Source organism: Paenibacillus sp. FSL L8-0340 (assembly GCF_038593145.1).
Lineage (GTDB): Bacteria > Bacillota > Bacilli > Paenibacillales > Paenibacillaceae > Paenibacillus_AQ.
In genome coordinates this window covers 5,054,530-5,079,645 of record NZ_CP151967.1, presented here as the reverse complement: position 1 = coordinate 5,079,645, position 25,116 = coordinate 5,054,530, and the positions used below count along the sequence as shown (strand labels likewise).

Here is a 25,116-nt window from a genome sequence, read left to right as displayed (position 1 = left end):
GCAAGATAATGAGGCCATCCGGATGCGGGTGGCCTTTATTTTATAGAGCATTTTGCTGGTAAATGGAATAATTTTCACCCTTTCTGCCCAAACTGGAACACAGTACCTATGAATTGAAGGTTAATGTTCAGGAGGGGAACCATTGTGAGAAGAATACGTTATGTTATGTTAGTGCTGTGTATTGCTGTATCGGTTCTGGGAGCGTCCTCAGGGGCGTATGCGGAGGAAAAAGCCAAAGGTACCGGCAGTACTGCCGCCGTTGACCTTGCGCCGGGTGCGCGTTCCGCCATCCTGATGGATGCGGACACCGGCACGGTAATCTATGAGAAGAACAGCCATGATAAGCTGCCTCCGGCAAGCATTACGAAAATTATGACAATGCTGCTCACCGTCGAGGCGCTTGACGAAGGGAAACTGCAATTGACCGATAAGGTACGGACCAGTGAATACGCGGCATCCATGGGCGGCTCGCAGATTTTTCTGGAGCCCGGTGAAGAAATGACAGTGGACGAGATGCTGAAGGGCATCGCAATGGCCTCAGGCAACGATGCTTCGGTGGCAATGGCGGAGAAAATCGCCGGTTCCGAGACTGCATTTGTGGATCTGATGAACAGCAAAGCTGAAGCGCTGGGACTGAAGGACACCCATTTCGCCAACTGCAACGGTCTGCCGGCGCAGAATCATTATTCTTCGGCGCATGACATTGCCGTAATCAGCCGGGAGCTGCTGAAGCATGAGCGGATCATCAAATATACCGGCTCCTACCAGGATTATCTGCGAAAGGATTCGGCCAAGCCGTTCTGGCTGGTGAATACGAACAAGCTGGTCCGTTTCTATACAGGAGCCGACGGACTGAAAACGGGTTATACCTCCGAAGCCAAGTTCTGCCTGTCTGCGACTGCGGCCAGAGACGGACTGCGTGCTGTTGCAGTCGTGCTGGGCGAACCGAACACTAAGACGCGCAACAGCGAAGTGTCGGGGATGTTCGATTATCTCTTTTCCCAATATAAAATGCACACTATTCACAAAAAAGGCGACGCTATCGGCACCCTAAAGATTGAGAAGGGTGTGAAAACGGAGCTGCCGCTGACCGCGGAGGAAACCTACAGCGTCCTGCTGAAGAAAGGCGTCACACAGGAAGGCATCCGCCATGAGCTGGTACTGCCGGCAAACCTCAAAGCTCCTGTAGCTGCTGATCAGATCATAGGCAAACTGGTAGTTTATCAAGGGACGAATGTAATTAAGGAATATGAGCTCAAGGCAGGGGAAGATGTGGCGAAGGCAGGCTGGTGGAAGCTGTTCAAGCGGACGACGGGTTCGCTGTTCACGATTGATTAATTTCTGGTATTTTGTAGATTGCTCATGAGTCTCCTGTAGATTCATAGGGGTTTTCTTCTAGTTTTGTCGTGGGGCAGGAATCCTCAATTGCCATGTAGAAAACCTTGTCCTTGAAGGGGAAAACATTTAGTTTCAGGGCGGTTTTGAAAGCAACGAAGAGGAGAGTGGCAGGCAATGAATTCTCATGTGGAGATGGAGCATCACCGGGGTGTGCTGATTGTCCGTTTGTTTGGAGAGCTGGACCATCACGCAGCCGATTATGTACGTATGGAAATGGATGAAGCGATTATGCGCGGCCAGGTCGAGCATATGATCCTCAGCCTGAAGGACCTGCAGTTTATGGACAGCTCGGGCTTAGGAGTCATTCTCGGGAGGTACAAGCTGATTCGCAGCAAAGGCGGCAAAATGGCAGTCTGCGATGCCACCGCACCTGTGAAGCGGCTGCTGGAAATGTCGGGCCTGTTCAAAATCATGTCCCTATATGACGACGAGAGCGCTGCACTCTCGGATTTGGAGGTTGCGTTATGACAAAGAGTGAAGCTGGTAACTTCATGAGTGTGCAGTTTGCTGCCCTGTCGGAGAACGAATCGTTCGCGCGTGTAGTAGTGGCAGCCTTTGTCTCCCGGCTCGATCCCACAATGGAAGAGCTGAATGATCTGAAGACGGTCGTTTCGGAGGCAGTGACCAACTGCATTATTCACGGATATGACAGTGACCCGGAAGGGATTGTCAGCATCTCCGCATCGATTGAGAACGAAACCGTGCGTCTGACTATAGAGGATCAGGGACGCGGGATTGAGGATTTGGAGCTGGCGCAGCAGCCGCTGTACACCTCCAAGCCGGAGCTGGAGCGGTCGGGTATGGGTTTTACGATTATGGAGAATTTCATGGACGAGTTCGAAGTTACAAGTGAACCGGGGCGCGGTACTTCCATCTCAATGAAGAAAACCATCGTCTCGAAAAAAGCTTTATACAATTAGGGGTTGGAGCCATGGATGCAGAGTCAAAAAAAGCTCCGCCGACCTATTTGGACGATGCGGAGGTCAAACGTCTTATCGCGCTCAGTCAGGCTGGAGATAATCTGGCCCGCGACACGCTAGTAAGCTGCAATATCCGCCTCGTCTGGTCGGTGGTGCAGCGGTTTATGAACCGCGGGTATGAGCCTGATGATTTGTTCCAGATCGGCTGTATCGGACTGCTGAAGTCCGTAGATAAATTCGACCTCAGCTATGAGGTCAAGTTCTCCACCTACGCGGTGCCGATGATCATCGGCGAGATCCAGCGTTTCCTGCGCGACGACGGCACCCTGAAGGTCAGCCGTTCGCTGAAGGAGATGGCGAACAAGGTACGCAAGATGAAGGATGAAATGTCCAAGACATTGGACCGCCTGCCGACCATCGGCGAGGTCGCGGAGGCGCTGGGCGTGACGCCTGAAGAAATCGTCTTCGCCCAGGAGGCCAACAAGCCGCCGACCTCGATCCACGAGACTGTCTTCGAGAACGACGGCGACCCGATCACCCTGATCGACCAGATCGCTGACGAAACGCAGGAGCGCTGGTTCGACAAGCTTGCGCTGAATGAGGCCATTGGGGCCTTGACCGAACGCGAGCGCCTGATCGTCTATCTGCGCTACTACCGCGACCAGACGCAATCCGAAGTCGCCAGCCGGCTTGGCATTTCGCAGGTCCAGGTGTCGAGGCTGGAGAAGAAAATCCTAGCGAACATCCGCGAGCAGATTGCGCAGTGAACCAAGGATAAGTATGGGCAGTGAATGTGACGGGTGAAATCCAGGGTGTATGAGCAAGAAGAAGGGGCCGCCTCGGGAGAGGCGGCTTTTTTGTGGACCAGCCCCTTGATTGTACTGTACTTTATGGTTAATAAGTGGAGAGTGGGATTACATATGCATATCCTGTATCCCAGGGCTATGTTCGTTAGGCATTTCAGGCATAACCGGCACAGGGAAACCCTCTGGAGGAGCAACTACTTCAAGGTTCCCTTTGTTGCGGCTAGGAGAAGTACCTTGGAATATTTCCGCCATTCTTGACGGATCCAAGCTAAAGTTAAATTGAATGTTATGGTAACCCATGTCTACGAATTTACGGCATTCCGGGTACTTATTGATGTCATAGTTCGGAACAGGGAATATGTTTCCCCAATTGACGCCAAGAGTCTCAAGCGCCTTAGCGAACGCGTTTTGATGGGCATTATCGCGTACGATCAGGAAGGCCAGTGTTTCGCGGAACGTTTTGTTTGAGCTCATCTCATAAATTCGGGTCTTCTGCAGCACCCCCGTCGATTCCAGCACGACATTATTCAGAAGATCACTAATCAGATTTCCATGGCTGTAGACGTAGTTTCCTAGCCAAGGATTGCCCAGGGCATCCACAGGCAAGGAGGCTTGTGCGCCCACAATAAAATGATGGGGATTTGCATATTTCACAGCTTCGTCCAAAGGAGCCCCATCTTTCCCCCCATTTCCAGCCTGCTCTTCACCCGACCCGTTTAGCAACTGGTTAATAGTATGCTGGACCAGATCCACATGAGCAATTTCCTCCAGAAATACCCCGCGGAGCAAATCGCGAAACTGTAGTTCTTTCCCGCGAAAATTGCTGCTTTGAAAGAAATACTGCATCATTGTACGCATCTCTCCGTAATGGCCGCCCAATATTTCCTGAAGTACTTTAGCGGCAGCGGGATCGGGCTTATCGACGATGATGCCATTAATCAACCCTTCTTTATAGAAATACAAATTGAAGGTCCTCCTTATATCTGATTTGATATTTTCCCGTCTAGTTTCCTCTTCAGCCTGCTTGTTTATGCACCTGGCTGAAAGGAAGTAACCCGGAACAACTGTTTCCGATGAAATCAAACGTATAATTATGTCCGTTTAAACCACAATAAGCGATATGTGAATATAAAAAGGTGGTTCGTGCATGAAAGGAAAAAAAGCGGCACTGGTTGCACTAGCTTCCATTCCGCTAATTATGACACTCGGAAATTCCATGCTGTTGCCTATTCTGCCGCAAATATCAAAGGAGCTTAATATCAACGCATTTCAAGTGAGCATGATCATCACGGTTTATGGCCTTATAGCCATACTGATGATTCCGGTTGCCGGCTATTTATCCGACCGCTACGGAAGAAAAATCGTTATTTTACCCAGCCTCATTATAGCTGCCTTGGGGGGATCAGTTTGCGTAGCCGCTGCATGGTTCATGGCTGGAATAAGTGCTTACTGGGTCATACTGGGGGGGCGCCTATTGCAGGGGATTGGTGCAGCAGGCGCATTCCCAATTGTGCTTCCTTTTGTGGGGGATCTGTTCAAGGATGAGAAAGAGGTTAGCAAAGGCCTGGGAGTGATTGAGACCTCCAACACCTTCGGAAAGGTGTTAAGCCCGATCCTTGGAGCTTATCTGGGAACTTTACTTTGGTATGCTCCCTTTATAGCCATTCCTATTCTTTGTCTGGTTTCATTTGTGCTGGTTGTGCTCCTGGTGAAAAAGCCAGAGGCAGAGGAGCGGTCTGAAAAAATGAAGCTGAGTCAGTTTTTGTCGGCAATCAAAGATATACTCCATGAGAAGGGCCGCTGGCTCTATGCGATATTTGCCATCGGCGGAATATGTATGTTTGCAACCTTCGGAGTATTGTTCTATTTGTCTGAGACCTTGGAATCCGAATATAACTTATATGGTGCTTCAAAGGGATTTGTATTGGCGATACCACTTGCACTGCTGTGTCTGGCTTCTTATGGGACGGGGAAAATTATCGGACAAAACAAGACGCTAATGAAATGGCTGGGCTTTAGCGGCATGGTTTTGCTCACGGCTGCAATGCTTACTACAGGATTTAGCCGGAATATTTATTTTATGGTGGGTTTTCTTAGTTTAAGCGGAATAGGGATTGGTATGGCATTGCCTTGTATGGATGCGCTGATCACGGAAGGGATTGAGAAGGAGAAGCGCGGCACCATTACTTCCTTATACAGCAGTATGAGGTTCATCGGAGTTGCGGCAGGGCCGCCAGTAGTATCCTTGCTGATGAATAGAGGGCATTGGGTCTTATTCGGTACTATGGCAGCGGTAGGGGCAGTTGGCGGACTACTGTCATTGTTTGCAGTTACTCCAAGCAAAGGTGATGGCGGAAAAAATAAGCAGAGACAAAACAAATTTTCATGAAATTAAACTGCGCAGGGAACTCTAGAAGGAAAAGAAATCTCAAATTCCAAAAGTGATGAGGACGTAATACATGAACCAAACTTCCAGCAAGACCAAAGAGGAAAAAAAACTGAAATGGTGGCAATTAAGCTTATTGGGAGTCGCAGGGACTATAGGCACCGGTTACTATCTTGGCTCTGGTCTGGCGATCTCCACCGGGGGCCCTGCGGTGCTGCTTGCTTATATTCTGGCAGCTGTTGGAACCTATGTCGTATTTGATGCCCTGGCGCGAATGACGGCACAGCACCCGGAGCAGGGTTCCTTTCGGTCCTATGCCAAAAAGGCATTCGGAAGCTGGGCAGGGTTCGGCAGTGGCTGGATGTACTGGTTCTCGGAGCTATTGATTATGGGGAGCCAGCTAACAGCATTGTCCATTTTTTCACGCTTCTGGTTCCCTGCCGTGCCGATGTGGGTCTTTGCAGCCGGGTTTGGTGCTGTAAGCCTGTTAATCGTATTTTTTGGTAATAAGGGGTTTGATCGGGTTGAAAATGTGCTGGCTATCATCAAGGTGGCGGCTATTCTAATGTTCCTGGTGATTGCAGCAGCTCTTCTGGCTGGCTGGATCGGCGGAGGCAAATATGCTCCCAAACTTCCGCTTAGCTATTCTGCGTTGTTTCCGGCAGGGGGCTTAGGGTTGTGGTCTGCCTTTATTTTTGCTTTTTATGCCTATGGCGGCATAGAGGTAATTGGCATTATGTCCTACAGACTCCAGAAGCCTGATGATGCACCTAAAGCTGGAAAGGTCATGCTGCTGGCGCTGGCTGCTGTATATGTCCTGTCTATCGGGCTTGCTGTAACAATGGTACCCTTTAAGGCTTTTAATTCAAAAGAAAGCCCGTTTGTGCTTGCTCTCAGCAGTGACAATCTGGCTTTTGTCCCTCATTTGTTTAATGGAGTGCTGATCATTGCCGGCTTCTCCACGATGACCGCATCGCTTTACGCCATAACTTCAATGATGATTACCCTAGCGCAGGAAGGGGACGCCCCCCGCTTGTTCTCTAAAAAGTGGAAGGATAAGTATCCATTCTTTGCGTTGTGTCTGATTTCTGCGGGTCTAGTTGGAGCCATTATGATGTCACTGTTGCTTCCGGGGAAAGTATATGAATATATCACTACCGCTGCAGGGTTGATGATCCTGTATAACTGGTCCTTTATTTTGCTCTCATCAGGCAGGCTGCTGAAACCAAGTAAACTAAGCGGAATTAAGCGATGGACCGGGCTGTTGCTTATCGGGATAGCGGTTACAGGCACTCTTTTTCATGCACTCAGCCGTCCAGGCTTCTACATCAGTCTCCTGATTCTGTCGCTGATCGCGCTCAGTGATTGGATCGTCCAGCGGGTAAAGAAAAAACATGCAGCTGTTTCCGCTGGACACAAGCCTCCAGAAGACAAGGAAATGAATGAACACGAAACATTGCCGGGTGGGCCTGAGTTTCGGATCACAGGCATCAGGCTGCGGAAGAGCAAGCTTTAGTGGAAAAATAGCAGCTGGATAGCCTGTACCCCAAAATACAAACCAAAGCCAATCAGCGACAGGCCGGACACAACTGAAATTCCCTTTAAGACCTGCACGGTCAACAGCCTTCGAAAGATACTGGAGGCTGCGGCCATCGAAACATCCCAAATGAGAATCCCGATTACGATAGCCCCGCTATACACTAATAACTGCTGCATGGGATAGTCATTTGCCGCCTTGGCCAGGACCGATCCGTAAATGCCCAGCCAGAATAAAATAGATAAAGGATTGAACAGTGACATCAGAAAACCTGACAAATAGGATCTGTACAGCGAAGCTTCCCTTCCTCTCATGTCGGGTGCTGAGATGACACCTGCATTTTTGATGCTTTCCACACCTGAATAGACCAGTACAAAGAAACCAAATAACCATAGGAAGGCTTTAACAAACGGAGCTTCGAGCAAATGTATAATTCCAAAATAGACCAGCAGCATATAAATAATATCTGCGCTGATCGCCCCGAGGCCTACCACCCAGGCATGCCAGAAGCCTCCGCGAATACCCTTGTCCAGCTGCGCGGCATTAATGGGACCGATAGGAGCCGAAAGCGATAATCCGAGAAAAACATATCCTATAAATATATTAATGCTGACCTCCCCCTTTACGTTAAGCATATTCGCAGAAAGCCGTTTGTAGGACAACAAAACGAAGGCCCGCAACAGGATTGCGGGCCTTCGAACATTCTGACTCACTACAGAGATAATGCATTGTTTGCCGTGGCTACATCGTTTGAGAGGAGCTTGGGAAGATCATATGCAGGATAAAGGCCGCGTTCCAGCATAAAGTAGAACACCTTCCCATGTAGTAGGATCGCTGCATTCAATTGCTTCTGCAGGGTTTCCCTGAGCTTCGGTGTAGCCGTTTCAGTAATTCCAATCGCATAACTGCGTACCGCTGTCTTAGCGAAACCCAACAGCTGACCGGCATAGAAAGCAGTGAGGTCGATTCCCTTGCCGCTGTTTCTGGTTCCTTGCGGAGCGAGCGGGAAATACTGAAGCAGTTCCTGCAAATTCTGTTCCACACTTTCGATAGCCTCGGAATACAAGGCGTGAAGCTGGGAATCCTTCACATCACCAATAACCATCTTGAAATGAATCAGCTGGTTGCTCTGGTATGCCGTCAGCTCATGTAGTTCGAGAGTTTCATGCCAGGCCAGATGTTGGTGCTGTCTTTGCGGTTCGTAAGTATACAATCTAATCCCTCCCAAATAGTATGTGTTAGCCTATTCAGGAGAGGACTTTATTGTGAGTGAGTTAAGCCTTAACAGTTTCTGGTCTTTTTACTTGAAGAGGCGGAGGAATCAACCAGCCCTTTTTCTTGTTCAGATGCAGAATTTTAACGCCTATAGCTGCTTTGGTTAGGTGATATTTGGCGAATAAGGCACCGATATCTTCTCTGATAGATTGTCCCATAACCTGACTGCAGGCAACCAACCCGGCTGCGTTATCAGCAGCAATCTTGGCAGCAATCTCCGGATCTGTGAATCGGGCACCTACAGGAATATCCTCAAGCTTGGCTTCGGGTCTACTTGGCATTACCGGTGCTGAAGCAATACCGTTATCAGACAGCAGCGTATCGCACTCGCTGATTTCCAGCTCGGCTTGATTAATTAATGCGGCTAATACTTTTTTGAGATCATTATCACCGGCATGATACGTATAGGCCCGGTAACAGGAGAGTGCCCCTTTCGCTGCCATTGAGGCTTGCCACACGCTAAAGATCTCTCCATAATGCATCGGCTCTTCTTTGGGGTTCCCGCCTAAAATTCCAGTCATAAACAAGCTCCTTTACTTTTAAATTTGATCAAATGTAGCATACCCATTAATACACCGAACTATTGCAGATTTCACATGGCCGATGGAATTACAATTACACTTCAATAATGATCGGAAGAATCATCGGACGGCGTTTTGTTTTGTCGTACAGATATTTGCTCAAGGCATCTTTGAGCGTCTGCTTCATAATATTCCATTGGCCCAGATCCCCTTTGCTCATTTTCTCCAGAGTTGCTGCAATAAACTGATTGATTTCTTCCATTAGCTTGTCTGAATTCCGTACATAAATAAAGCCGCGGGATATCGTGTCAGGGGCGCTCAGCATCCGGCCATCCGTTTGGCTAAGGGTAATGACAGTGATTAACACACCATCGGCAGACAATTGGCGGCGGTCCCGCAAGACCACATTGCCGATGTCGCCGATTCCCAGGCCATCCACAAATATTTGACCGGCGGTAACCCGTCCCGATTGACGGACAACCCCTTCCAGCGATTCAACGACCTCGCCGTTTTTCAAGATAAATATGTTGTCCTCCTTAACTCCGACTGCTTCTGCCAAGAGGCTATGATGATGAAGCATGCGATATTCTCCATGAATCGGAATAAAGTATTCAGGCTTCATTAGGGTAAGCATCAGCTTCAATTCCTCCTGGCTGCCATGTCCGGATACATGAAGCTCGCTCTTCGATCCGTAGATGACCCGTGCGCCAAGCATGTATAGATTATCAACAATCCTGGATACATTGCGCTCATTGCCCGGGATCGGATTGGCAGCGAGAAGAACGGTATCCCCGGCTCCGATTTCCATCAGCCTATGGCTGGAGTTAGCCAAACGGGACAATGCTGCCATGGGCTCACCTTGACTGCCTGTGCAGAGGACCGCTATCTGCTCTGGAGGAAGCTTCGCAGCTTCTGCAGGTTCCACCAGCATCCCTTCCGGGATGCTCAAATAACCCAGCTCCTGGGATACGGAGACTACGTTCACCATGCTTCGGCCAAGCAAAGCAAGCTTACGTCCGGTAAGGATAGAGGCATCAACAATTTGCTGCAGGCGGTGCACATTGGAGGCGAAAGTGGAGACAAATATTCTGCGGTCTGCTTTTTGAAAAGCTTCCTCCATATGGGCGCCTACAAGCTTTTCAGACGGCGTGAATCCAGGGCGTTCGGCATTCGTACTCTCGGAGAGCAGAATTTTAACACCGTTTTTACCGATTTCGGCCATTTTATGTATGTCCGGATATTGTTTATTGACAGGCGTCATATCGAACTTGAAGTCGCCCGTATGGACAACCGTTCCTTCAGGAGTATCAAAGACGACACCGAGACAATCAGGAATGCTGTGATTGGTACTAAAAAAGGTTGTCGTAATGGAACCGAAGGTGAGGCTCGACTCGGCATCAATGCAATGCAGGCATGTCTGGCGGAGCAGACGATGTTCCTTAAGCTTGTTCTCAATTAATCCCAGTGTCAGACGGGACGCATAGATGGGGATATCTAATTGTTTGAGCAGGTAGGGAATCCCTCCAATGTGGTCCTCATGCCCATGAGTCACAATCAGTGCTCTTAACTTGTCGACATTATTTAATAAATAAGATACATCTGGAATGATAAGGTCAATGCCAAGCAGACTTTCGTCCGGGAATTTAGAGCCGCAATCGATGACAAGAATGTCATCTGCGTATTGCAGGAAATACATGTTCTTACCAATTTCATGAACACCACCTAAGGCTGCAATCGATAACCTTTTTTCTGACATTTTTATATTCCCTCCTTATTAGAATCCTCTATATTATGTTTAGAGTCTTTAATAACTATCCATGGTTTCGGCAGGTGAGTTAGGACAACACAGAACAAAAATAAAGCTGCGTTCCCCGTAACATGACGGAGAGCGCAACTTTATGTCTGAAAGGATCCAAATGAATCGTAATATAGCCTTCCTTTGCAGCAATCTGCTCGTGAGGAACATGGTGCAGTTGAATAATCTAGTAAACGTATTCCAAGTGTATTAAACTTGCTTTTCGCTATGGATTAATTCCAGGAACTCTACGATAATTTCGGAAGTCACATCTTCCGCCGGCAAATGTATAAATTGACTTAGCCGGAGAATGACCGGCTTGTACAGCTCAATCAGTTGAAGTGTGGCTTCGGGGTCTTTGTTTCTGACCTCGTTCAGCAAATTTAAAAATTCGCGATCTGGGATAGGCGCTGAATCAGCTTCCTTTTCCATTTGTGCACCCCCTGTTGACTGATATTGAGTTGGCGAGCGACTTCAGCTTCCGTCAAGCCTTCCAAATAGATTTTTTGTAAAATAGATCGCTCGTATGGGGACAGCATGCTGATTAGCTGTTCCGCAGCGATTTTGTTATCTGAAGATTCTGTGAATGAAGGGACGGCAAGCTTGTCATCGTAGCTGTTCTCTTGTCGCTTGATCTTCTTTGCCCGATATTGCAGCCTCCAGCCAATTCGGTATATTTCGGTTTTATAGCGGTTATATTCACTCTGCTGCACACCAACACTCCCCTTTCTACTATTTAACGTTTATGTATATAGGGAACTTTTAAGAGGGAAATAACAACCAAAAAAGGAACATGTGTTCCTGTATATTATACACGTTTTCCAATTTAATGGAATCGGTTGTAAAACAAAGCCCGAAGTTTCCCTTCAATTAAAACGTCGGTTTAGGAAGGGAGGGGAGATTTATGGAAATTGCAGATGTTGTCAGCTTGATTACTAATGTGGGCTTTCCGGTCACACTCTGCTTTATTCTGATTCGTTATGTACTGGAAACGGTAGGGGAGAAGCTGGATAAACTGGATGCTTCGCTTCATCAGCTCACACAGGCTATTCAAACACTGGAAGGCACAGAAAAGGCAGTAGAGTTCAAAAGTGCTAAATCTAAGCAAGTTTGACAAGCGTATCGCTTCAGCACAAAAAGCTTCCCACAAGAGGAAGCTTTTTGCCTTGAACTGTAAACCTGCTAATCATGGATGGTAGGTTAGCGTATAATATGATTTAGAAAATTGTAACCTTTCTTCCCAAAGAAGGCACCTAGAGTTAAGAACATGTGAAAAGAGGATCGAAAGTGATGCGGCAATGGGTTGAAGAGGCAAAACAAGAGAATTCGGAGGCGTTCGCGCAGTTAATGCGGCATTTTCGCGGTATGGCTTATGCTGTAGCTTACGACATGCTGAAAGATGTACATCTTGCTGAAGATGTTGTGCAGGAAGCGTATATTGAAGCTTATTTGAATCTAGGAAAGCTGCAGGAGCCGGCTGCGTTTCCGGGATGGTTCAAGACGATTGTCGTAAGGCAGTGCCAGCGGAGTCTGAGAGGTAAACGACATCTATTGCTGCCTCTTGATGACGCCCTGCACATCTCGGAAAAGTCGCCGGGCGTTGCGGAAATTGCCGAGCGCAGAGAAGGGGAGCAGCTGCTGCAGAAAACGGTTGCGGCGTTGTCTGCGAAGCTGCGGGTGCCCATGCAGCTGTTTTATTATTATGGTTATTCCCTTCAGGAGATCTCTGATTATCTGGGGATTCCGGTTTCGGCGCTGAAGAAGCGGCTGTATGATGGGCGGCGTAAGCTGAAGGGAGCTCTTCCCGTTGCCGATCTCGCCTCCATGTTCAACTATCTGTATGAAGGAGGCAGAAATATGCTGCATATTGTGAACGGAGACAGTGTGGGTGAAATGCTGAAGCAGGGAATTGTCCAGGGCGAGGTGCTGGTCTGGCGGGAAATCTATTCCGCGGGTCCGATATTCGTCAATCCGGCAGCCACCGATGAACGGATACAGCGGGCCGGGGTTCTGGAGAAGACATTAGGCATTCCTTCTACAGAGTATGTAGCAGGGTGTGAGGCACAAGAGGCGAAGCTTGGCGAATTCAAACGTTATGATGAAGTAGTACTGTGGTTTGAGCATGATCTGTTCGATCAGAGCATGCTTGCTTATCTGCTCCACTGGTTCAAGGGACAGAAGCTCGGCAGTACGAAGCTGAGCCTGCTCTGCATTGGTGAATTTCCGGGGATTGAGCTGTTTCACGGTCTTGGCCAGCTGACTCCGGCGCAGCTTGGCACATTGTCTGGAACCTGGCAGGACATTGGACGCAAAGAATTGGAACTGGGCAGCGACCTTTGGCAGGCCTATGCGTCTCCCGATCCTGGAACGATGGCTGATCTGCTGGAGGAGAGAAGGGGAGAACTTTCGGCATCTGCGCTGCCTTTTGCCTATGAAGCTTTCAAAGCCCATCTCTCAAGGCTTCCTTCGGTTCATAACGGCCTGGGCATCGTAGAAGAGACTACGCTTCAGGCTGTCCGCCATGGCGCGCTTACACCGATGGAACTGTTCCCTCTGGTTTCCGACAAGCTGCACCGGCTCGGCATGGGTGATCTTGATTTTGGCCGTTATCTGCACACTCTGGCGTATAACAGGCAGCCTCTGCTGACTATAGAGGGAGCAGAGGCAAATACGGATTTCCGGCAGATTCCGGAATTTTGGAGCCGCCGGGTCGCCATCACTGAGCTTGGTGAGCAGATCCTTGACGGGTTAGCAGACAGGGTAGAGGTTCAAGGCCTAGACGAATGGTACGGCGGGCTGCATCTGGAGGGTCACGCCGTTCCATGGCGCTGGGACAGCTCATCCGGCGGTTTGGTCCGGTCTGAATTGTAAGCTCCTTAGTGCAGCGGACACCGATATTCGCTGAGGCATGCAAAGAGTCTATGAATCATAGGATTGTATAAGAGCTGTGTCCATTCAACTGCAGCAGGAGGGATTGGTGTATGGACGGGAAGATGAGTGCAATCATTATGCAGTTAGACGCCCTTGCAACCGAAATCATTGTACCTTTGCGCAGAAAAATCATTAATGAGGCCGGATTTATGCGGCTGTATGCCGTTCTGGAAGAGGTTTATGTGTTGATTGAGCACGAAAGGCAGATCGACAGGGAGCTGGCGGCCATTGTATTCCTGATCTATTCACAGCTTGTGACCCAGGCTAATTATGTGTATGACAAAAGCACTTTTGTGCCTCATATCGGCAAAATGCAGGGATACATCCGCAAAATATTTGGCGGCACGCTGCAAAATGACTAGTCCCAAGGTACAGGAAATCTCCGTTATCCGTCCTATGATCAGGAGAGATAACGGGGGTTTTGTATTATTTAGGGTGAAAATTTGTCATTTTAACGGAAATTAGAGGTTTTTGGGCGCTGTGCTTTCATTTGTCCATTGCCAAACAACGCCATTTTCATTTACAATATTACAATGATAATGAGAATCAATTTCATAGAAAACGGGTGACTTTAATGAATCAACAGGCAACGGCCAGCAAAGGGCTAATCCAGGGGAGAGATCCGGTGAAGTTCCGTTCACGCCCATGGGCAGCAACGCTGATATTGGTCGGCGGTCTGATTGCATTAGCACTAGGCATTGCGCTTTCGGTCTCGTTCGGAGCCAAAGACATTAACTTTTCTGTAGTGTGGACCGCTGTGTTTCACTTCAATCCGGATATTACGGATCATCAAATTATCCGCGAGCTGCGGCTGCCGCGCGTGCTCGGCGCGGCCATGGTAGGTGCCAGCTTTGCGGTGGCAGGAGCGATTATGCAGGGGATGACCCGCAACCCGCTCGCGGATTCCGGGCTGATGGGCATAAACTCTGGAGCGGGGTTTGCGCTTGCACTCTGCTTTGCATTCTTTCCGAATTTACCGTTCATGTATCTGATTTTATATGCATTTGTGGGAGCCGGAGCCGGGGCGGCAATTGTGTATGGTATCGGGTCCATGGCTAAGGGCGGCCTTACTCCTGCCCGCCTGGTACTTGCCGGAGCGGCCTTCAGTGCGCTGCTCTCTGCGCTCAGCGAAGGCGTAGCTTTATATTTTCAGATTGGACAAGATCTGGCTTTCTGGTATGCAGGAGGCGTAGCCGGTACGAAGTGGATTCAGCTCAAGATCATGTTTCCCTGGATCGGCGGGGCGATTATTGGAGCCCTCATCTTATCCCGCTCCATCTCTATGCTCAGCCTGGGTGAGGATATCGCCAGAGGCCTCGGCCAACGGACGGGTCTGGTCAAATTGGCTGGTGCATTAATCGTGCTGATTCTTGCCGGTTCCTCGGTAGCAGTAGTTGGAGCAGTGGGCTTTATTGGACTGATCATTCCCCATCTGACGCGTTATCTTGTAGGGGTGGATTATAGGTGGATTATCCCTTGTTCCGCCATTCTGGGCAGTCTGCTGGCTGTATTTGCCGATCTGACCGCCAGAATGATCAATCCGCCGCAAGAAGTGCCCCTGGGTGCTATCATTTCGCTAATCGGTGTGCCTTTCTTTCTGTATTTGGCCCGTAAAGAAAGAAGGGAGCTGTAGTTATGCAGAGAACAACAGCTTTATCCTATGAATCTGCCAGACGCAGACGCGGATTGACCATTCTGGCTGTGATATCCGCATTAATCGTACTCGTGTTTATTATCAGCGTGAATACAGGATACATACGACTTACTCCTATGGAACTGCTGAACACTTTGCTCGGCAAAGGTACGGACAAGCAGGAGCTGATCCTGTTCGATTTCCGTCTGCCGCGCATCGTTATCTCCGTTCTGATCGGAGCGGGACTTGCCGTTTCCGGAGCGGTCATGCAAGGCGTCTTCCGCAATGACCTGGCTGATCCCGGCATTCTCGGCATCAACGCCGGAGCCGGTCTGATGGTTATGCTGATGGTTTCTTTTTATCCGTCCACGGCTGCTGCACCGGTATACCTGCTGCCGCTCGTTGCTTTTGTCGGAGCGGGACTGACTGCGGTTTTGATTTATGTACTTGCTTATAAGCGGTATCAGGGGATATCTCCGATCCGCCTGCTTCTGACCGGCGTAGCAGTTGCAGCCGGAATCAGCGCAGCAATGATTGTGCTGACGCTGCGGCTTGATCCTGATAAGTATCAATTTGTCGCTACCTGGCTGGCTGGCAGCATCTGGGGCACCAGCTGGAAATTTGTGCTTTCCTTGCTCCCCTGGATTGTGATTCTGCTGCCCTATGTGATCTACAAAGCCCGGGTAATGAATGTGCTTAATCTGGGTGAGCAGACAGCCACCGGCCTTGGAGCCGCTGTTACCAGAGAGCAGTTCAAGCTGCTCGCAGCCGCAGTCGGACTTGCAGCTTCTAGTGTCGCTGTCAGCGGCGGGATCGGTTTTGTCGGCCTGGTCGGCCCGCATTTAGCCAGACGTCTGGTGGGTCCGAAGCATCAGCTGATGCTTCCGGCTTCCGCGCTGCTTGGTTCCCTGCTGGTTATCACTGCCGATACGATCGGCCGCTGGATATTGCAGCCCTCGGAGATCCCAACAGGTATCGTGGTTGCTGTAATAGGCGCACCTTATTTTCTCTATTTGCTGACCCGGACGAAGTCTTGATAGAGACCAAAAATACTCAAGCCAAAAACACTTACGGAGGGAAATAAATGAGTAATCAACTGGAATTATACGATGTAACGATCATTGGCGGGGGACCCGCAGGTATGTATACAGCATTTTATAGCGGCATGAGAGATTTGAAGACAAAGCTGATTGAAGCCAAGGAAGAGCTTGGCGGGAGAATGCTCATCTATCCCGAGAAAATGATCTGGGATGTGGGTGGAGTCACCCCAATTCTCTGCGGCCAATTGATTAAACAGCTGGAAGAGCAGGCCCGGACCTTCGATCCGACGATTATTCTGGGGCAGCAGATTATTGCTCAGGAGCGGCAGGAGGACGGAACCTATATTCTAACTTCAGATACAGGCGAACAGCACTGGACGCGTACGATCATTCTGGCGATCGGCTATGGTATTCTGCAGATGGCGAAGCTGGAAATTGAAGGCGCGGACCGCTACGAGGTTACGAATCTGCATTATACGGTGCAAGAGCTGGAGCCATTCCGCGGCAAAGCGGTGCTGATCTCCGGCGGTGGCGACTCCGCAGTAGACTGGGCCAATGAACTTGAAGGTATCGCAGCCAGCGTAACCATTGTGCACCGCAGAGAGCAGTTCGGCGGACATGAGAAGAACATCGCACGGATGAAGGCTTCCTCCGTAGAAGTACGAGTGCCTTTTGCGGTAAGCCAGCTGCACAGCAGAAATGGAGAGACGATCGATCAGGTGACGATCAGCCATATTGAATCCGGGGAAACAGAGCAGTTTGCGGTGGACGCGGTAATTGTGAACCATGGTTTAAAAAGCGATTTTGGGCCACTCAAGGAATGGGGCCTCGATATGGGAGACTGGTGCGCCAATGTCAGCGGACGGCTGGAGACGAATCTGCCAGGAATCTTCGCCGCAGGCGATTTTGTGGATTACAGCAGCAAGGTCCGCCTGATTGCCGGCACCTTTACCGATGCCGTTCTGGCCTTGAACAGTGCCAAGCTGTATATGGATCCCGATGCACCCAAAGCAGCCTATGTCTCCTCGCATAATGACCGTTTCAAAGAAAAGAACAAGGCGCTTGGCGTAAGCGATGAACACTAGCATACAGCATAATGATTGATAAATATGGCTGTCCCAAAGTAGAAGAATCTACGGCGGGGCAGCCTTTTCAGTTTCCGCATGGATAAATTCAGAAATGAAGGACATCGGCTGGAAAGCCTCATGCCATCTCACACATTCCATAACCTGCATAAAAGGAGAGTGACAGGCGAATAGTAAAAGGCAGGAGGTGCCGAAGATGGCTAAACGTAACACAGGACCCAAGCCCGCCGGGGCGCATGAAGGCAGCACTTCAAGCCCCCCGCTCTCCTTAAGCCTAGACGATAACGTTAAAGTGATTAGATCCAGACTTGGAAACAGCCCGGATCTCATTATACGCGAGTACAAAACAATAGATAATGCCAACCAGATGTCTGCAGTATATATCAACGGCATCATCGACAAGGAACGGGTAGAAGAGTTCATTACCCATGCCTTTTCGTTTGGAATTCAAAGCGAAGAGAAGTCTGCTGAGCTGACAATCTTAGACTTATTCGTCTATGTGCAAGAAAAGGCGCTCACTATCGGTAAAGAAAAACTCATTCAGGATCTCAATAGTCTTCTAGAAGCCCTCATGTCGGGAGACACGGTATTGCTGTTCCATGGTCTGAAGGATGCCATCAGCCTAAGTACAAGCGGCGGTGAAAGCAGAGCTGTCACGGAAGCCGCAACCCAGGTAGCCATTCGCGGCTCCAAGGAGAGCTTTACGGAATCGCTTGGCACGAATATCGCCCTTGTGCGCAGGAGAATCAAAAGCCCTGATCTATGGATCGAGACAATGACGCTTGGGGCTGTAACCAAAACTGATGTCACCATGATGTATATTCACGGACTTGCCCCGGAAGAGACACTGCAGGAGTTCAGGAAGAAGCTCCAGGAAATCCATGTGGATTCTATTCTGGAATCGGGATACATTGAGCAGATGATTGAAGAGAACAGGTTCTCTCCTTTTCCGACGTTATACAATACGGAACGGCCGGACAGTGTGGCCGGAAATCTGCTGGAAGGCAGAATAGCTTTGTTTGTGGACGGGACCCCTTTTGTGCTGATCGCACCTACAACCTTCCTTATGTTTTTTCATACAGTTGAGGATTACTATCAGCGGTATGATATATCGACATTAATCCGTTTACTAAGATTACTCTGCCTGGTGATTTCCTTATTTGGTCCAGCCGTTTTTGTTGCAGCACTAAATTTCCATCAGGAGATGATCCCTACACCCTTGTTGATTAATCTGGCCTCACAGCGGGAAGGTGTACCTTTTCCTACATTCGTTGAGGCGCTGATGATGGAGATTACCTTTGAGATCATCCGTGAAGCCGGGATTCGGATGCCTTCTCCCATTGGTCAAACCGTCTCGATTATTGGGGGGCTGGTTCTGGGACAGGCGGCTGTTCAGGCCGGGATTGTGTCTCCCGCCATGGTTATTGTGGTTTCATTAACGGGGATCTCGAGCTTCGCCACGCCTTCCTTTAATATGGCGTTGTCCATACGCGTACTCCGTTTTGTTATCATGTTTATTGCTGCTTTTATAGGTCTTTACGGCATAGCTATTGTCAGCCTGATACTGGTTGCCCATATGTGCTCCTTGCGTTCCCTTGGTGTTCCTTATCTCTCCCCAATCGCTCCGTTTGCACCGGGTGATCAGAAGGACGTCATATTACGGACACCTTTGCATTTCATGAAGACCCGCAAACGTTTGATCAACCGTAGTAGTACTGAAGCCGGCCAGAGCGGTCAGAACCGGCAGGGAAATAACAATGAGAACTAAAATGCCGGTTCTGCTGTCGGTTTGGCTGATCCTATCTCTGATCCTCACAGGATGCTGGAACAGCAGAGAACTAAATGACCTTGCCATTGTGAGCGGTATCGGAATTGATCTAACGGCAAACAATGGGGAGTTCCGGGTTACCTTTCAGGTGGTTAATCCGTCGGCTTCATCTACAAGTATGGGGTCCGGGAACGGAATGCCTGCGGTTACTGTGATTTCTGCAAGCGACCGAACGGTATTCGGGGCATTGCGTAAAGCCTCCAAGCGGGCGACGCGTCAACTGTTTTTTGCCCATTCTCAGCTCGTTGTTGTGGGTGAATCGCTGGCCAGAAGCGGAATTGAAGGCTTGTTCGATATTTTTGAACGATCACATGAACTTCGCCTGAACTCGCCTGTGCTGATTTCCAGAAATTCAGATGCCGCATCTGTGCTCAAGATTTTGACGACGCTGGAGAGTCTGCCCTCCATGGGGGTGGTCAAAAAGATGCAAAATACCTCCAGAGTATACGGAGAGAACCGGAATATGAATGTTTTTGAGATCATTAACGGGATCACGGGAGAAGGGGATTTGACGATTAACGGCCTGCGCCTTATCGGGGATCCAGCCGATGGAATGAAGAAATCCAGCCTCGAACAATCAGAAACGAAGGCAGGAACAATAATGAGCGGACTGGGTGTCTTTAAGGACGATAAGCTGATTTATTGGATGGACGGGCCTGCGGCGAGAGGCACTCAATGGGTGCTTAATAAAGTCAGAGAAACTAATATTGACGTTGCCTCTGGGGATAAAGATGAGGATATTGCCGTCAATGTGTTCTACTCGAAGACCACTGTCAGGATTGAAGTCAGGAACGGTGTACCGGTCTTTCATCTGCGTATTCGTGAGGAAGGTATTATAAATGAAACGGGAAGCTATGTGGATTTGGGCCTCAAGGAAGAAATTGTGAAGCTGGAAGCCGAACTGGAGGAGAAAACCAAGGAGGAAGTTGAGCTGGCTATACGAACCGCGCAAGCGTCACAAACCGATATCTTTGGTTTTGGCAATGAACTGAAGCGTACTAATCCGGCAATCTGGGACAAGGTAGGGAAGGAATGGAGCACCGCCTTTGCGCAAGGAGAATTGGATATTCAGGTTGAAGCATATATCCGCAGCACCGGGATGAGGTTGAAGCCTTACATGGCTCCAGAAAAAGAATGAATGGGTGAGCAGATTCATGAGAAAAGAAGTTATCGGGCCGATTCAATTATTTTCCATGATAGTACTGTTTGAACTGGGGACGGCGATTGTGGTACCCATTGGGCTGGAAAGCGGACATGCCGTCTGGCTGTCGATCCTGATAGCTCTGCCCGGGGGGATTCTCCTATATTGGATTTACGTCGATTTGTATCTTCAATTTCCCAATATGATTATCAGCGGTTATACACAACAAATTCTCGGCAAATGGATCGGCTGGCCGTTGAGTCTGCTGTTTCTTCCCATTTTGCTCTATAACGGCTCCCGGAATTTGCGGGAAGCAGGAGACCTCCTCATCTCGGCTTCATACGACAGGACGCCTGTGTTTATCATTAATGCGATTATGGTAATCGCCGTGATGTATATCCTGTACAAGGGGATCGAGGTGTTCGCAAGAACGTCAGAGATCTACTTTTTTATCACCATCCTTATGGGTTTGCTCTGCAACTTTGTAGTTATTGCGGCGGGGCTGACTAAGTTCAAGAATCTGTTTCCAATTCATGCCGGGGAATGGATGGAAGCATTGCGCTCCGCTTACCCGAGCATATGGATTTTCCCTTTTGGCGAACTTGTCTGCTTCACGACGATACTTCCCCATTTGAACAAAACGCGGAAGGTCAGGAAGACTGGAATCGCCGCTATTCTTTTAAGCGGATTTCTGCTCAGCTTCACGCATGCTGTTGAGATGTCGGTGCTTGGAACAGACATTTACAGCCGCACAACCTTTCCGATGTTTACGACCATTACGCTTGTCAATGTGGCCAATTTTATTCAGCGCTTGGATGCGTTTGTCATCCTGACCCTGATTATTGGGGTGTTTTTCAAAATGTCGATTTATTGCTATGCAGCTGTCATGATTGCGGCTGATTTATTCAAGGTTAAGGATACGCGCAGGCTGGTCATCCCGGTAGGGGTTGTGGTATTGTTCGCTTCGTTTGTCAGTGCGGAGAATTACCCTGTTCATATGAAAGAAGGCAGTGTTTTTCTAAAGAATATCCTGCCTCTTCTGTGTGCTGTCATCCCGATTCTGCTGTTTCTTGTACACAGGCTGCGGCGCAGATTCGGACTGTACCGGTAAATTATTATTTCTGTGGAGCTCTGTTCCGTTTGATAAAGCGGGAAATTGCGGCAACAATGGGCAGAGCAGCAAATACAACCATGATGAACGCTTCCTGCAGGGGAGTGGTTATAATTACGGTATAGAAGGAATGCACCGACATCGCGAGGCTGGTGCCTGACAGCAGATCGACAACTACCAACAGTGAAAATGTTAAAAAAGCGAGCAGAAAATAGATACACAGAACCTTCATCCGGTTGTCCTCCTTGGCGGCAAGTGTTTGAAAAGTAATCCTCTTTCGGGAACTGTAGACTAGAGGTATTATCTCCATTTCTGGATGGGTTAATCAGAGTGCCTCTTGTATACTCCGCGCTGCAGAAGATGACCATAAAAAAACCGGCAGACCAGCCAATCAAGGCTAATCTCCGGCTTGTGCTTATTGTCCTTTCGTCAGCCATTCCGCCAATTCCTCAGTCTGGGACAATACGGCAATGGGGTCATAATACCACGAACGTTCCTCTTTCCATACATAGAGATGATCGTTTTTGACTGCAGGGAGGCTGCCCCAAACAGGATCATCTTTAAAGTCCTGGACGGTGTAGCTGTTATCGGTCACGATGAGATAATCCCCTGCATACTTGTTTAGCACCTCAGCTGATAATTCCGCCCACTGCTTCTCCATGATCTCGGCGGCGACCTCGGTAGGAGGCTTACGGCCCAACGCCTGGTAGACCGGCTGTCCGCCCCGTCCAAAATTGTCCCCGTAGACCCAGGTGCTTTTATCCGAATGCTCCAGGATACTGAAGGTTGCATCTGCAGGAATGGCTGCATCTACCTTAGCTTTAGCAGCGGCGATCCGTTTGTCGTATTCGGCCAGCCAATCCTTTGCTTCCTGTTCCTTGCCCAGCAGCTCACCGAAATAGGTCAGTTCCTGATGAGCATCCTTTAGATCCCCGTAAGGAACAATGACCGTTGGCGCGATTTGGCTTAAAGCTTCATAGCTGTCGGCATTGCCGGAGATAATCAGGTCCGGATCCAGCGCGATGATTTTCTCGGGCGACATCTTTCCGTAGGTTCCGGTATCCGCTACACCTGTAAGGGATTCCTTGAAATACATATTTTGCAGCGTCAGGCCAGGAGCGCCGACGGGAATGGTGTCCAGTGCTATCAGGCTGCCCAGATATTCCTCGGCAACGATCCGCTTCGGCTGAACGGGGATTTCAATATCACCGTTTCCAGTTGTCACTGTTTTGAACGATGCCGGTGCGGTTGTTTCTGCAGGCTGCTGTGAAGGTGCCAAAGCTTTGGCAGCACTTCCTGAATTAGTTGCAGAGCCAGTGCTCTGGTTGCTGCCACAGGCTGTGACCAGAAGAGTCAGGGTCAAGAGCAGCGGGTAGACGAGCCAGCGCTTCCGGGTGTTGCTGTAATGTTGCCGGTTAATCAACTTATATGCCTCCTTATGTAGAACGATTATCATTCTCAATTACACTTTACAGATTTCAGCGGGTGAACACTATGGCTTAATGTGATCTTGTCCTATGGAAATTTGTGATCTTATTGTTCTCATGAGCGTCTTTAGCTGAGCCAATGAAGAGAGGGGGTCAAACCCATAGAACATGTCCGGCTGATCGAGTAGATAGACATGCCCGCTGCGGGCTGCGTCAAGCTCCTGCCAGCGGGCGGAGCGCAGCAGGGTCTCGAAGCGCCGCTGACCCTCAGCGGTTGAAGCGCTGCTGGTGAAAAAGATATGATCTGCCGGATAATCGGCTATATGCTCAGCCGGTATTTCCAGATAGCCACGGTTCATCAGCCCGTGCTCCATCAAGACGCCGGGCGGCTGAAAGCCGAGATCGCCATATAAAATCTGGCAGCCATGGCCATAGCTGCTGCTGAAGCAGTATGCGCTGCTCGTGCCGAACTCCCAAATGACGGCTGTGCCCCGTGTGCCAAGCAGCCGGTCCAATTGCAGGTTAGCTTCGTAACACAGCTGATCATAACGTCTCAACCAGGCTTCGGCCTGAGGCTGCCGGTCTGCAATCCCGGCGATCATCCGAAACTGCTCGCGCCAGTCCATTTGCATGTAAGGCAGCTCTATCACTGGAGCTACCGGCAGCAGCTGCTTACTCTCTCCGGGAAGGTCATAGCTGATGATGACATCCGGGCGCACAGCGGCAACCCTGTTATAGAGCATGGCCGCGCTGCTGCCTTCGAGCTGAAGCTTAAGCGCAGAAGGAACCGCCTCATGACGTTCCATCCACCCGGAATACACTCCAAGCTGTGGCATAATCTCCAGAGCCCGCAGGCTTGCGGTATGGTTGAAATTGAGGGCCACAATTCTTTTATTCTTACGGTGGTAGGCTGCAGGAGAAATGCCAACGACCTGCTTGAATTTCCGGCTTAAGTAGGTCCCTTCAACATAGCCGACCTCCAGCGCGAGCTGAGACAAATTCGGAGCACCGGTCAGCATACGCTTCTGGGCTCTGCGGATGCGCTGCAGGGTTACATATTCATTGAAGGTTTGTCCGGTAGCTTTGCGGAAGACCCGCGAGAAGTGTTCCGGGCTAACCCCTGCCTGTTCGGCCATCTGACTTCTTGTGATATCCTCGGAATAATGTGCTTCTATATATTCCAGCACGCGGTCAAGCCAATGCGCCGGGGATTGGCTATTCTCTCTGATTTCGCCATAAAGCTCGGTCAGCAATTCGGTGAATACCTGCTGTACGGTGAAAGGGGACTGAATTTCGCTCCCCTCCCAGACTCTCAGCAGGCGGGCTGCGATTGTGCAAATCTTGGTCGAGCAATTTCCCAACGGGTGCCTGTCGTTTAGGGGATTTGTATCATTGCTCTGCAGCGGAAATGTAGAGTATTCAATCCATACGCCCTGCAACTGATGCTGCGGGCTTAGAGAAACACCGGATTGTGTACTGCAGCACAGCATACTGCCGCCGGATAGGCTAAGGCGTTCGTCTTGAATATCGATAGTTCCGCTGCCTCCGGTTACAATAACAGACAAGTGTCCGGAGGATCCGGGAGCAATGCTTGCGGCTAATCCGGCTAGATTTTCAACGCGTACCGGGTAGTAGAAAGGATGGGGATGAGGGCGGGATTCGCCAGGTTGCCGGAGAGGCATGGATAGAATCACTCCTTTGATGTTTGATAATCATTCTCATTTGTATTATAGCAGTCTTTCACCCTATTGACGATTGTCCGGGCAATCGGTAGAGTTTAGAAGAATTCATGTAAAGGTATTATTGTTCAGAAAGAGGTGGGACATTCCATGACGACCTGGAATTTGCAAGGAACAGTAAGCCATCTGCTGATCTGCAATGGGAGCAGCTGCAGAAAGCATAAGGGTGAAGAGGTGGCTGATGCAATTGAGGATGAGATCGAGAAGCAGGGCGCGGAACGGCTGATTCATACGACGGTTACCCGCTGCAACGGAAGATGCTCGGATGCCTGCGTAGTGATTTCCTATCCGAAAGGAGTGTGGTATAAGGAGATTACCCCCAAATCGGCCAAAGCGCTGGTGCGCAAAGTTCTGGAAGGCGAACGTCTGGAAGACAACGTGCTTTATACTTACGATGGAGAGCTCATTGCAGCAACCGAGAAAGATGCGAAGGGCAAAAAGAAGAAGTAAAAATTACATCCAATATGATCAAAATACCGTCAAAGCGCTGGCGGTATTTTTTTTATACTAAATTTATAAATAGCGCACAACCAATAACGAAAC

Annotated in this window: 26 protein-coding genes; 16 read left to right on the top strand and 10 right to left on the bottom strand. The window is 49.4% G+C overall.

Going from position 1 to position 25,116, the window contains the following annotated elements:
• Positions 1–165 precede the first annotated feature (165 nt).
• From NST07_RS23170 to sigF, 4 genes are all read left to right on the top strand, one after another.
• Positions 166–1,338 (top strand): D-alanyl-D-alanine carboxypeptidase family protein, encoded by a 1,173-nt coding sequence (locus tag NST07_RS23170; protein ID WP_341097730.1) that lies wholly within the window; start codon positions 166–168, stop codon positions 1,336–1,338.
• A gap of 174 nt (positions 1,339–1,512) precedes the next feature.
• Positions 1,513–1,866: an anti-sigma F factor antagonist gene (gene spoIIAA, locus NST07_RS23165; protein WP_038594706.1), complete on the top strand. Its 354-nt coding sequence runs from the start codon at positions 1,513–1,515 to the stop codon at positions 1,864–1,866.
• Positions 1,863–2,318, top strand: a complete 456-nt coding sequence (spoIIAB, locus tag NST07_RS23160; protein WP_341094677.1) for an anti-sigma F factor — start codon at positions 1,863–1,865, stop codon at positions 2,316–2,318. The genes spoIIAA and spoIIAB overlap by 4 nt, the downstream gene beginning before the upstream one ends.
• Positions 2,319–2,329: 11 nt before the next feature.
• Entirely contained in the window at positions 2,330–3,085 is a 756-nt protein-coding gene (gene sigF, locus NST07_RS23155) for an RNA polymerase sporulation sigma factor SigF (RefSeq protein WP_038594702.1), read from the top strand.
• 147 nt (positions 3,086–3,232) lie between these two features.
• Here the strand turns inward: sigF and NST07_RS23150 are convergent, their stop codons facing one another.
• Positions 3,233–4,087: a manganese catalase family protein gene (locus NST07_RS23150; protein ID WP_341094675.1), complete on the bottom strand. Its 855-nt coding sequence runs from the start codon at positions 4,085–4,087 to the stop codon at positions 3,233–3,235.
• Between the two features lie 184 nt (positions 4,088–4,271).
• On the opposite strand from NST07_RS23150, the gene NST07_RS23145 reads away from it, so the two are divergent.
• Together NST07_RS23145 and NST07_RS23140 are read left to right on the top strand one after the other, a co-directional pair.
• Positions 4,272–5,513, top strand: a complete 1,242-nt coding sequence (locus NST07_RS23145) for an MFS transporter (RefSeq protein ID WP_341094673.1) — start codon at positions 4,272–4,274, stop codon at positions 5,511–5,513.
• A gap of 70 nt (positions 5,514–5,583) precedes the next feature.
• A complete protein-coding gene (locus tag NST07_RS23140) occupies positions 5,584–7,026 on the top strand; it encodes an amino acid permease (protein WP_342480231.1) in 1,443 nt (480 codons plus the stop codon).
• On the opposite strand, the gene NST07_RS23135 is transcribed toward NST07_RS23140, so the two are convergent.
• From NST07_RS23135 to NST07_RS23110, 6 genes are all read right to left on the bottom strand, one after another.
• Positions 7,023–7,655, bottom strand: coding sequence for a LysE family transporter (locus tag NST07_RS23135; RefSeq protein ID WP_342481970.1), 633 nt, complete (start codon positions 7,653–7,655; stop codon positions 7,023–7,025). The two genes, NST07_RS23140 and NST07_RS23135, sit on opposite strands and share 4 nt — an antisense overlap.
• 104 nt (positions 7,656–7,759) lie before the next feature.
• Positions 7,760–8,260 (bottom strand): spore coat protein, encoded by a 501-nt coding sequence (locus NST07_RS23130; protein ID WP_342480230.1) that lies wholly within the window; start codon positions 8,258–8,260, stop codon positions 7,760–7,762.
• Between the two features lie 61 nt (positions 8,261–8,321).
• A complete protein-coding gene (locus NST07_RS23125; protein WP_342480229.1) occupies positions 8,322–8,843 on the bottom strand; it encodes a DUF3231 family protein in 522 nt (173 codons plus the stop codon).
• 94 nt (positions 8,844–8,937) lie between these two features.
• Complete coding sequence (locus NST07_RS23120; protein WP_342480228.1) at positions 8,938–10,599, bottom strand: ribonuclease J; 1,662 nt, start codon at positions 10,597–10,599, stop codon at positions 8,938–8,940.
• A gap of 249 nt (positions 10,600–10,848) precedes the next feature.
• Positions 10,849–11,070 (bottom strand): hypothetical protein, encoded by a 222-nt coding sequence (locus tag NST07_RS23115; RefSeq protein ID WP_076108951.1) that lies wholly within the window; start codon positions 11,068–11,070, stop codon positions 10,849–10,851.
• Positions 11,022–11,351 carry a sigma factor-like helix-turn-helix DNA-binding protein gene (locus tag NST07_RS23110; protein WP_038594678.1) on the bottom strand — a complete coding sequence of 110 codons (330 nt, stop codon included), beginning with the start codon at positions 11,349–11,351 and terminating at the stop codon, positions 11,022–11,024. Before NST07_RS23110 ends, NST07_RS23115 begins: the two co-directional genes overlap by 49 nt.
• Positions 11,352–11,542: 191 nt before the next feature.
• Between NST07_RS23110 and NST07_RS23105 the strand changes: the two genes are divergently transcribed.
• The 9 genes from NST07_RS23105 (at position 11,543) to NST07_RS23065 (ending at position 21,407) form a co-directional block, all read left to right on the top strand.
• A complete protein-coding gene (locus NST07_RS23105; RefSeq protein WP_341094662.1) occupies positions 11,543–11,752 on the top strand; it encodes a hypothetical protein in 210 nt (69 codons plus the stop codon).
• Positions 11,753–11,928: 176 nt separating this feature from the next.
• Positions 11,929–13,509, top strand: a complete 1,581-nt coding sequence (locus NST07_RS23100; protein WP_342481969.1) for a sigma-70 family RNA polymerase sigma factor — start codon at positions 11,929–11,931, stop codon at positions 13,507–13,509.
• Positions 13,510–13,619: 110 nt separating this feature from the next.
• A complete protein-coding gene (locus tag NST07_RS23095; RefSeq protein ID WP_341094660.1) occupies positions 13,620–13,931 on the top strand; it encodes a hypothetical protein in 312 nt (103 codons plus the stop codon).
• Positions 13,932–14,143: 212 nt separating this feature from the next.
• On the top strand, positions 14,144–15,202 hold the full coding sequence (locus NST07_RS23090) for an iron ABC transporter permease (RefSeq protein ID WP_341094659.1): 1,059 nt from the start codon (positions 14,144–14,146) through the stop codon (positions 15,200–15,202).
• Positions 15,203–15,204: 2 nt separating this feature from the next.
• Positions 15,205–16,239: an iron ABC transporter permease gene (locus NST07_RS23085; protein ID WP_341094657.1), complete on the top strand. Its 1,035-nt coding sequence runs from the start codon at positions 15,205–15,207 to the stop codon at positions 16,237–16,239.
• A gap of 47 nt (positions 16,240–16,286) precedes the next feature.
• Entirely contained in the window at positions 16,287–17,327 is a 1,041-nt protein-coding gene (locus tag NST07_RS23080) for an NAD(P)/FAD-dependent oxidoreductase (protein ID WP_341094656.1), read from the top strand.
• A 196-nt stretch (positions 17,328–17,523) separates the two neighbouring features.
• Positions 17,524–19,095 carry a spore germination protein gene (locus NST07_RS23075; RefSeq protein WP_341094654.1) on the top strand — a complete coding sequence of 524 codons (1,572 nt, stop codon included), beginning with the start codon at positions 17,524–17,526 and terminating at the stop codon, positions 19,093–19,095.
• Positions 19,085–20,293 carry a Ger(x)C family spore germination protein gene (locus tag NST07_RS23070; RefSeq protein WP_341094652.1) on the top strand — a complete coding sequence of 403 codons (1,209 nt, stop codon included), beginning with the start codon at positions 19,085–19,087 and terminating at the stop codon, positions 20,291–20,293. Before NST07_RS23075 ends, NST07_RS23070 begins: the two co-directional genes overlap by 11 nt.
• 16 nt (positions 20,294–20,309) lie before the next feature.
• The gene (locus NST07_RS23065; RefSeq protein ID WP_342480227.1) at positions 20,310–21,407 is read left to right on the top strand and encodes a GerAB/ArcD/ProY family transporter; all 1,098 of its coding nucleotides are present in this window, start codon (positions 20,310–20,312) and stop codon (positions 21,405–21,407) included.
• Positions 21,408–21,411: 4 nt separating this feature from the next.
• Here the strand turns inward: NST07_RS23065 and NST07_RS23060 are convergent, their stop codons facing one another.
• The 3 genes from NST07_RS23060 to NST07_RS23050 all read right to left on the bottom strand — a co-directional run bounded on the left by NST07_RS23060 (position 21,412) and on the right by NST07_RS23050 (position 24,516).
• Positions 21,412–21,639: a hypothetical protein gene (locus NST07_RS23060; RefSeq protein WP_342480226.1), complete on the bottom strand. Its 228-nt coding sequence runs from the start codon at positions 21,637–21,639 to the stop codon at positions 21,412–21,414.
• 183 nt (positions 21,640–21,822) lie between these two features.
• Positions 21,823–22,830, bottom strand: coding sequence for an ABC transporter substrate-binding protein (locus NST07_RS23055; protein ID WP_342480225.1), 1,008 nt, complete (start codon positions 22,828–22,830; stop codon positions 21,823–21,825).
• A gap of 69 nt (positions 22,831–22,899) precedes the next feature.
• Positions 22,900–24,516: an AraC family transcriptional regulator gene (locus tag NST07_RS23050; protein ID WP_341379175.1), complete on the bottom strand. Its 1,617-nt coding sequence runs from the start codon at positions 24,514–24,516 to the stop codon at positions 22,900–22,902.
• Between the two features lie 147 nt (positions 24,517–24,663).
• On the opposite strand from NST07_RS23050, the gene NST07_RS23045 reads away from it, so the two are divergent.
• The gene (locus tag NST07_RS23045) at positions 24,664–25,023 is read left to right on the top strand and encodes a (2Fe-2S) ferredoxin domain-containing protein (RefSeq protein ID WP_341094643.1); all 360 of its coding nucleotides are present in this window, start codon (positions 24,664–24,666) and stop codon (positions 25,021–25,023) included.
• Positions 25,024–25,116: the final 93 nt, after the last annotated feature.

What these genes read in the sequence shown, in the direction of transcription:
- NST07_RS23170 (WP_341097730.1), top strand. Translation starts at nt 166, where the DNA reads ATGTTAGTGCTGTGTATTGCTGTATCGGTTCTGGGAGCGTCCTCAGGG.
- spoIIAA (WP_038594706.1), top strand. Translation starts at nt 1,513, where the DNA reads ATGAATTCTCATGTGGAGATGGAGCATCACCGGGGTGTGCTGATTGTC.
- spoIIAB (WP_341094677.1), top strand. Translation starts at nt 1,863, where the DNA reads ATGACAAAGAGTGAAGCTGGTAACTTCATGAGTGTGCAGTTTGCTGCC.
- sigF (WP_038594702.1), top strand. Translation starts at nt 2,330, where the DNA reads ATGGATGCAGAGTCAAAAAAAGCTCCGCCGACCTATTTGGACGATGCG.
- NST07_RS23145 (WP_341094673.1), top strand. Translation starts at nt 4,272, where the DNA reads ATGAAAGGAAAAAAAGCGGCACTGGTTGCACTAGCTTCCATTCCGCTA.
- NST07_RS23140 (WP_342480231.1), top strand. Translation starts at nt 5,584, where the DNA reads ATGAACCAAACTTCCAGCAAGACCAAAGAGGAAAAAAAACTGAAATGG.
- NST07_RS23125 (WP_342480229.1), bottom strand. Translation starts at nt 8,843, where the DNA reads ATGACTGGAATTTTAGGCGGGAACCCCAAAGAAGAGCCGATGCATTAT.
- NST07_RS23120 (WP_342480228.1), bottom strand. Translation starts at nt 10,599, where the DNA reads ATGTCAGAAAAAAGGTTATCGATTGCAGCCTTAGGTGGTGTTCATGAA.
- NST07_RS23115 (WP_076108951.1), bottom strand. Translation starts at nt 11,070, where the DNA reads ATGGAAAAGGAAGCTGATTCAGCGCCTATCCCAGATCGCGAATTTTTA.
- NST07_RS23105 (WP_341094662.1), top strand. Translation starts at nt 11,543, where the DNA reads ATGGAAATTGCAGATGTTGTCAGCTTGATTACTAATGTGGGCTTTCCG.
- NST07_RS23100 (WP_342481969.1), top strand. Translation starts at nt 11,929, where the DNA reads ATGCGGCAATGGGTTGAAGAGGCAAAACAAGAGAATTCGGAGGCGTTC.
- NST07_RS23095 (WP_341094660.1), top strand. Translation starts at nt 13,620, where the DNA reads ATGGACGGGAAGATGAGTGCAATCATTATGCAGTTAGACGCCCTTGCA.
- NST07_RS23090 (WP_341094659.1), top strand. Translation starts at nt 14,144, where the DNA reads ATGAATCAACAGGCAACGGCCAGCAAAGGGCTAATCCAGGGGAGAGAT.
- NST07_RS23085 (WP_341094657.1), top strand. Translation starts at nt 15,205, where the DNA reads ATGCAGAGAACAACAGCTTTATCCTATGAATCTGCCAGACGCAGACGC.
- NST07_RS23080 (WP_341094656.1), top strand. Translation starts at nt 16,287, where the DNA reads ATGAGTAATCAACTGGAATTATACGATGTAACGATCATTGGCGGGGGA.
- NST07_RS23075 (WP_341094654.1), top strand. Translation starts at nt 17,524, where the DNA reads ATGGCTAAACGTAACACAGGACCCAAGCCCGCCGGGGCGCATGAAGGC.
- NST07_RS23070 (WP_341094652.1), top strand. Translation starts at nt 19,085, where the DNA reads ATGAGAACTAAAATGCCGGTTCTGCTGTCGGTTTGGCTGATCCTATCT.
- NST07_RS23065 (WP_342480227.1), top strand. Translation starts at nt 20,310, where the DNA reads ATGAGAAAAGAAGTTATCGGGCCGATTCAATTATTTTCCATGATAGTA.
- NST07_RS23060 (WP_342480226.1), bottom strand. Translation starts at nt 21,639, where the DNA reads ATGAAGGTTCTGTGTATCTATTTTCTGCTCGCTTTTTTAACATTTTCA.
- NST07_RS23050 (WP_341379175.1), bottom strand. Translation starts at nt 24,516, where the DNA reads ATGCCTCTCCGGCAACCTGGCGAATCCCGCCCTCATCCCCATCCTTTC.
- NST07_RS23045 (WP_341094643.1), top strand. Translation starts at nt 24,664, where the DNA reads ATGACGACCTGGAATTTGCAAGGAACAGTAAGCCATCTGCTGATCTGC.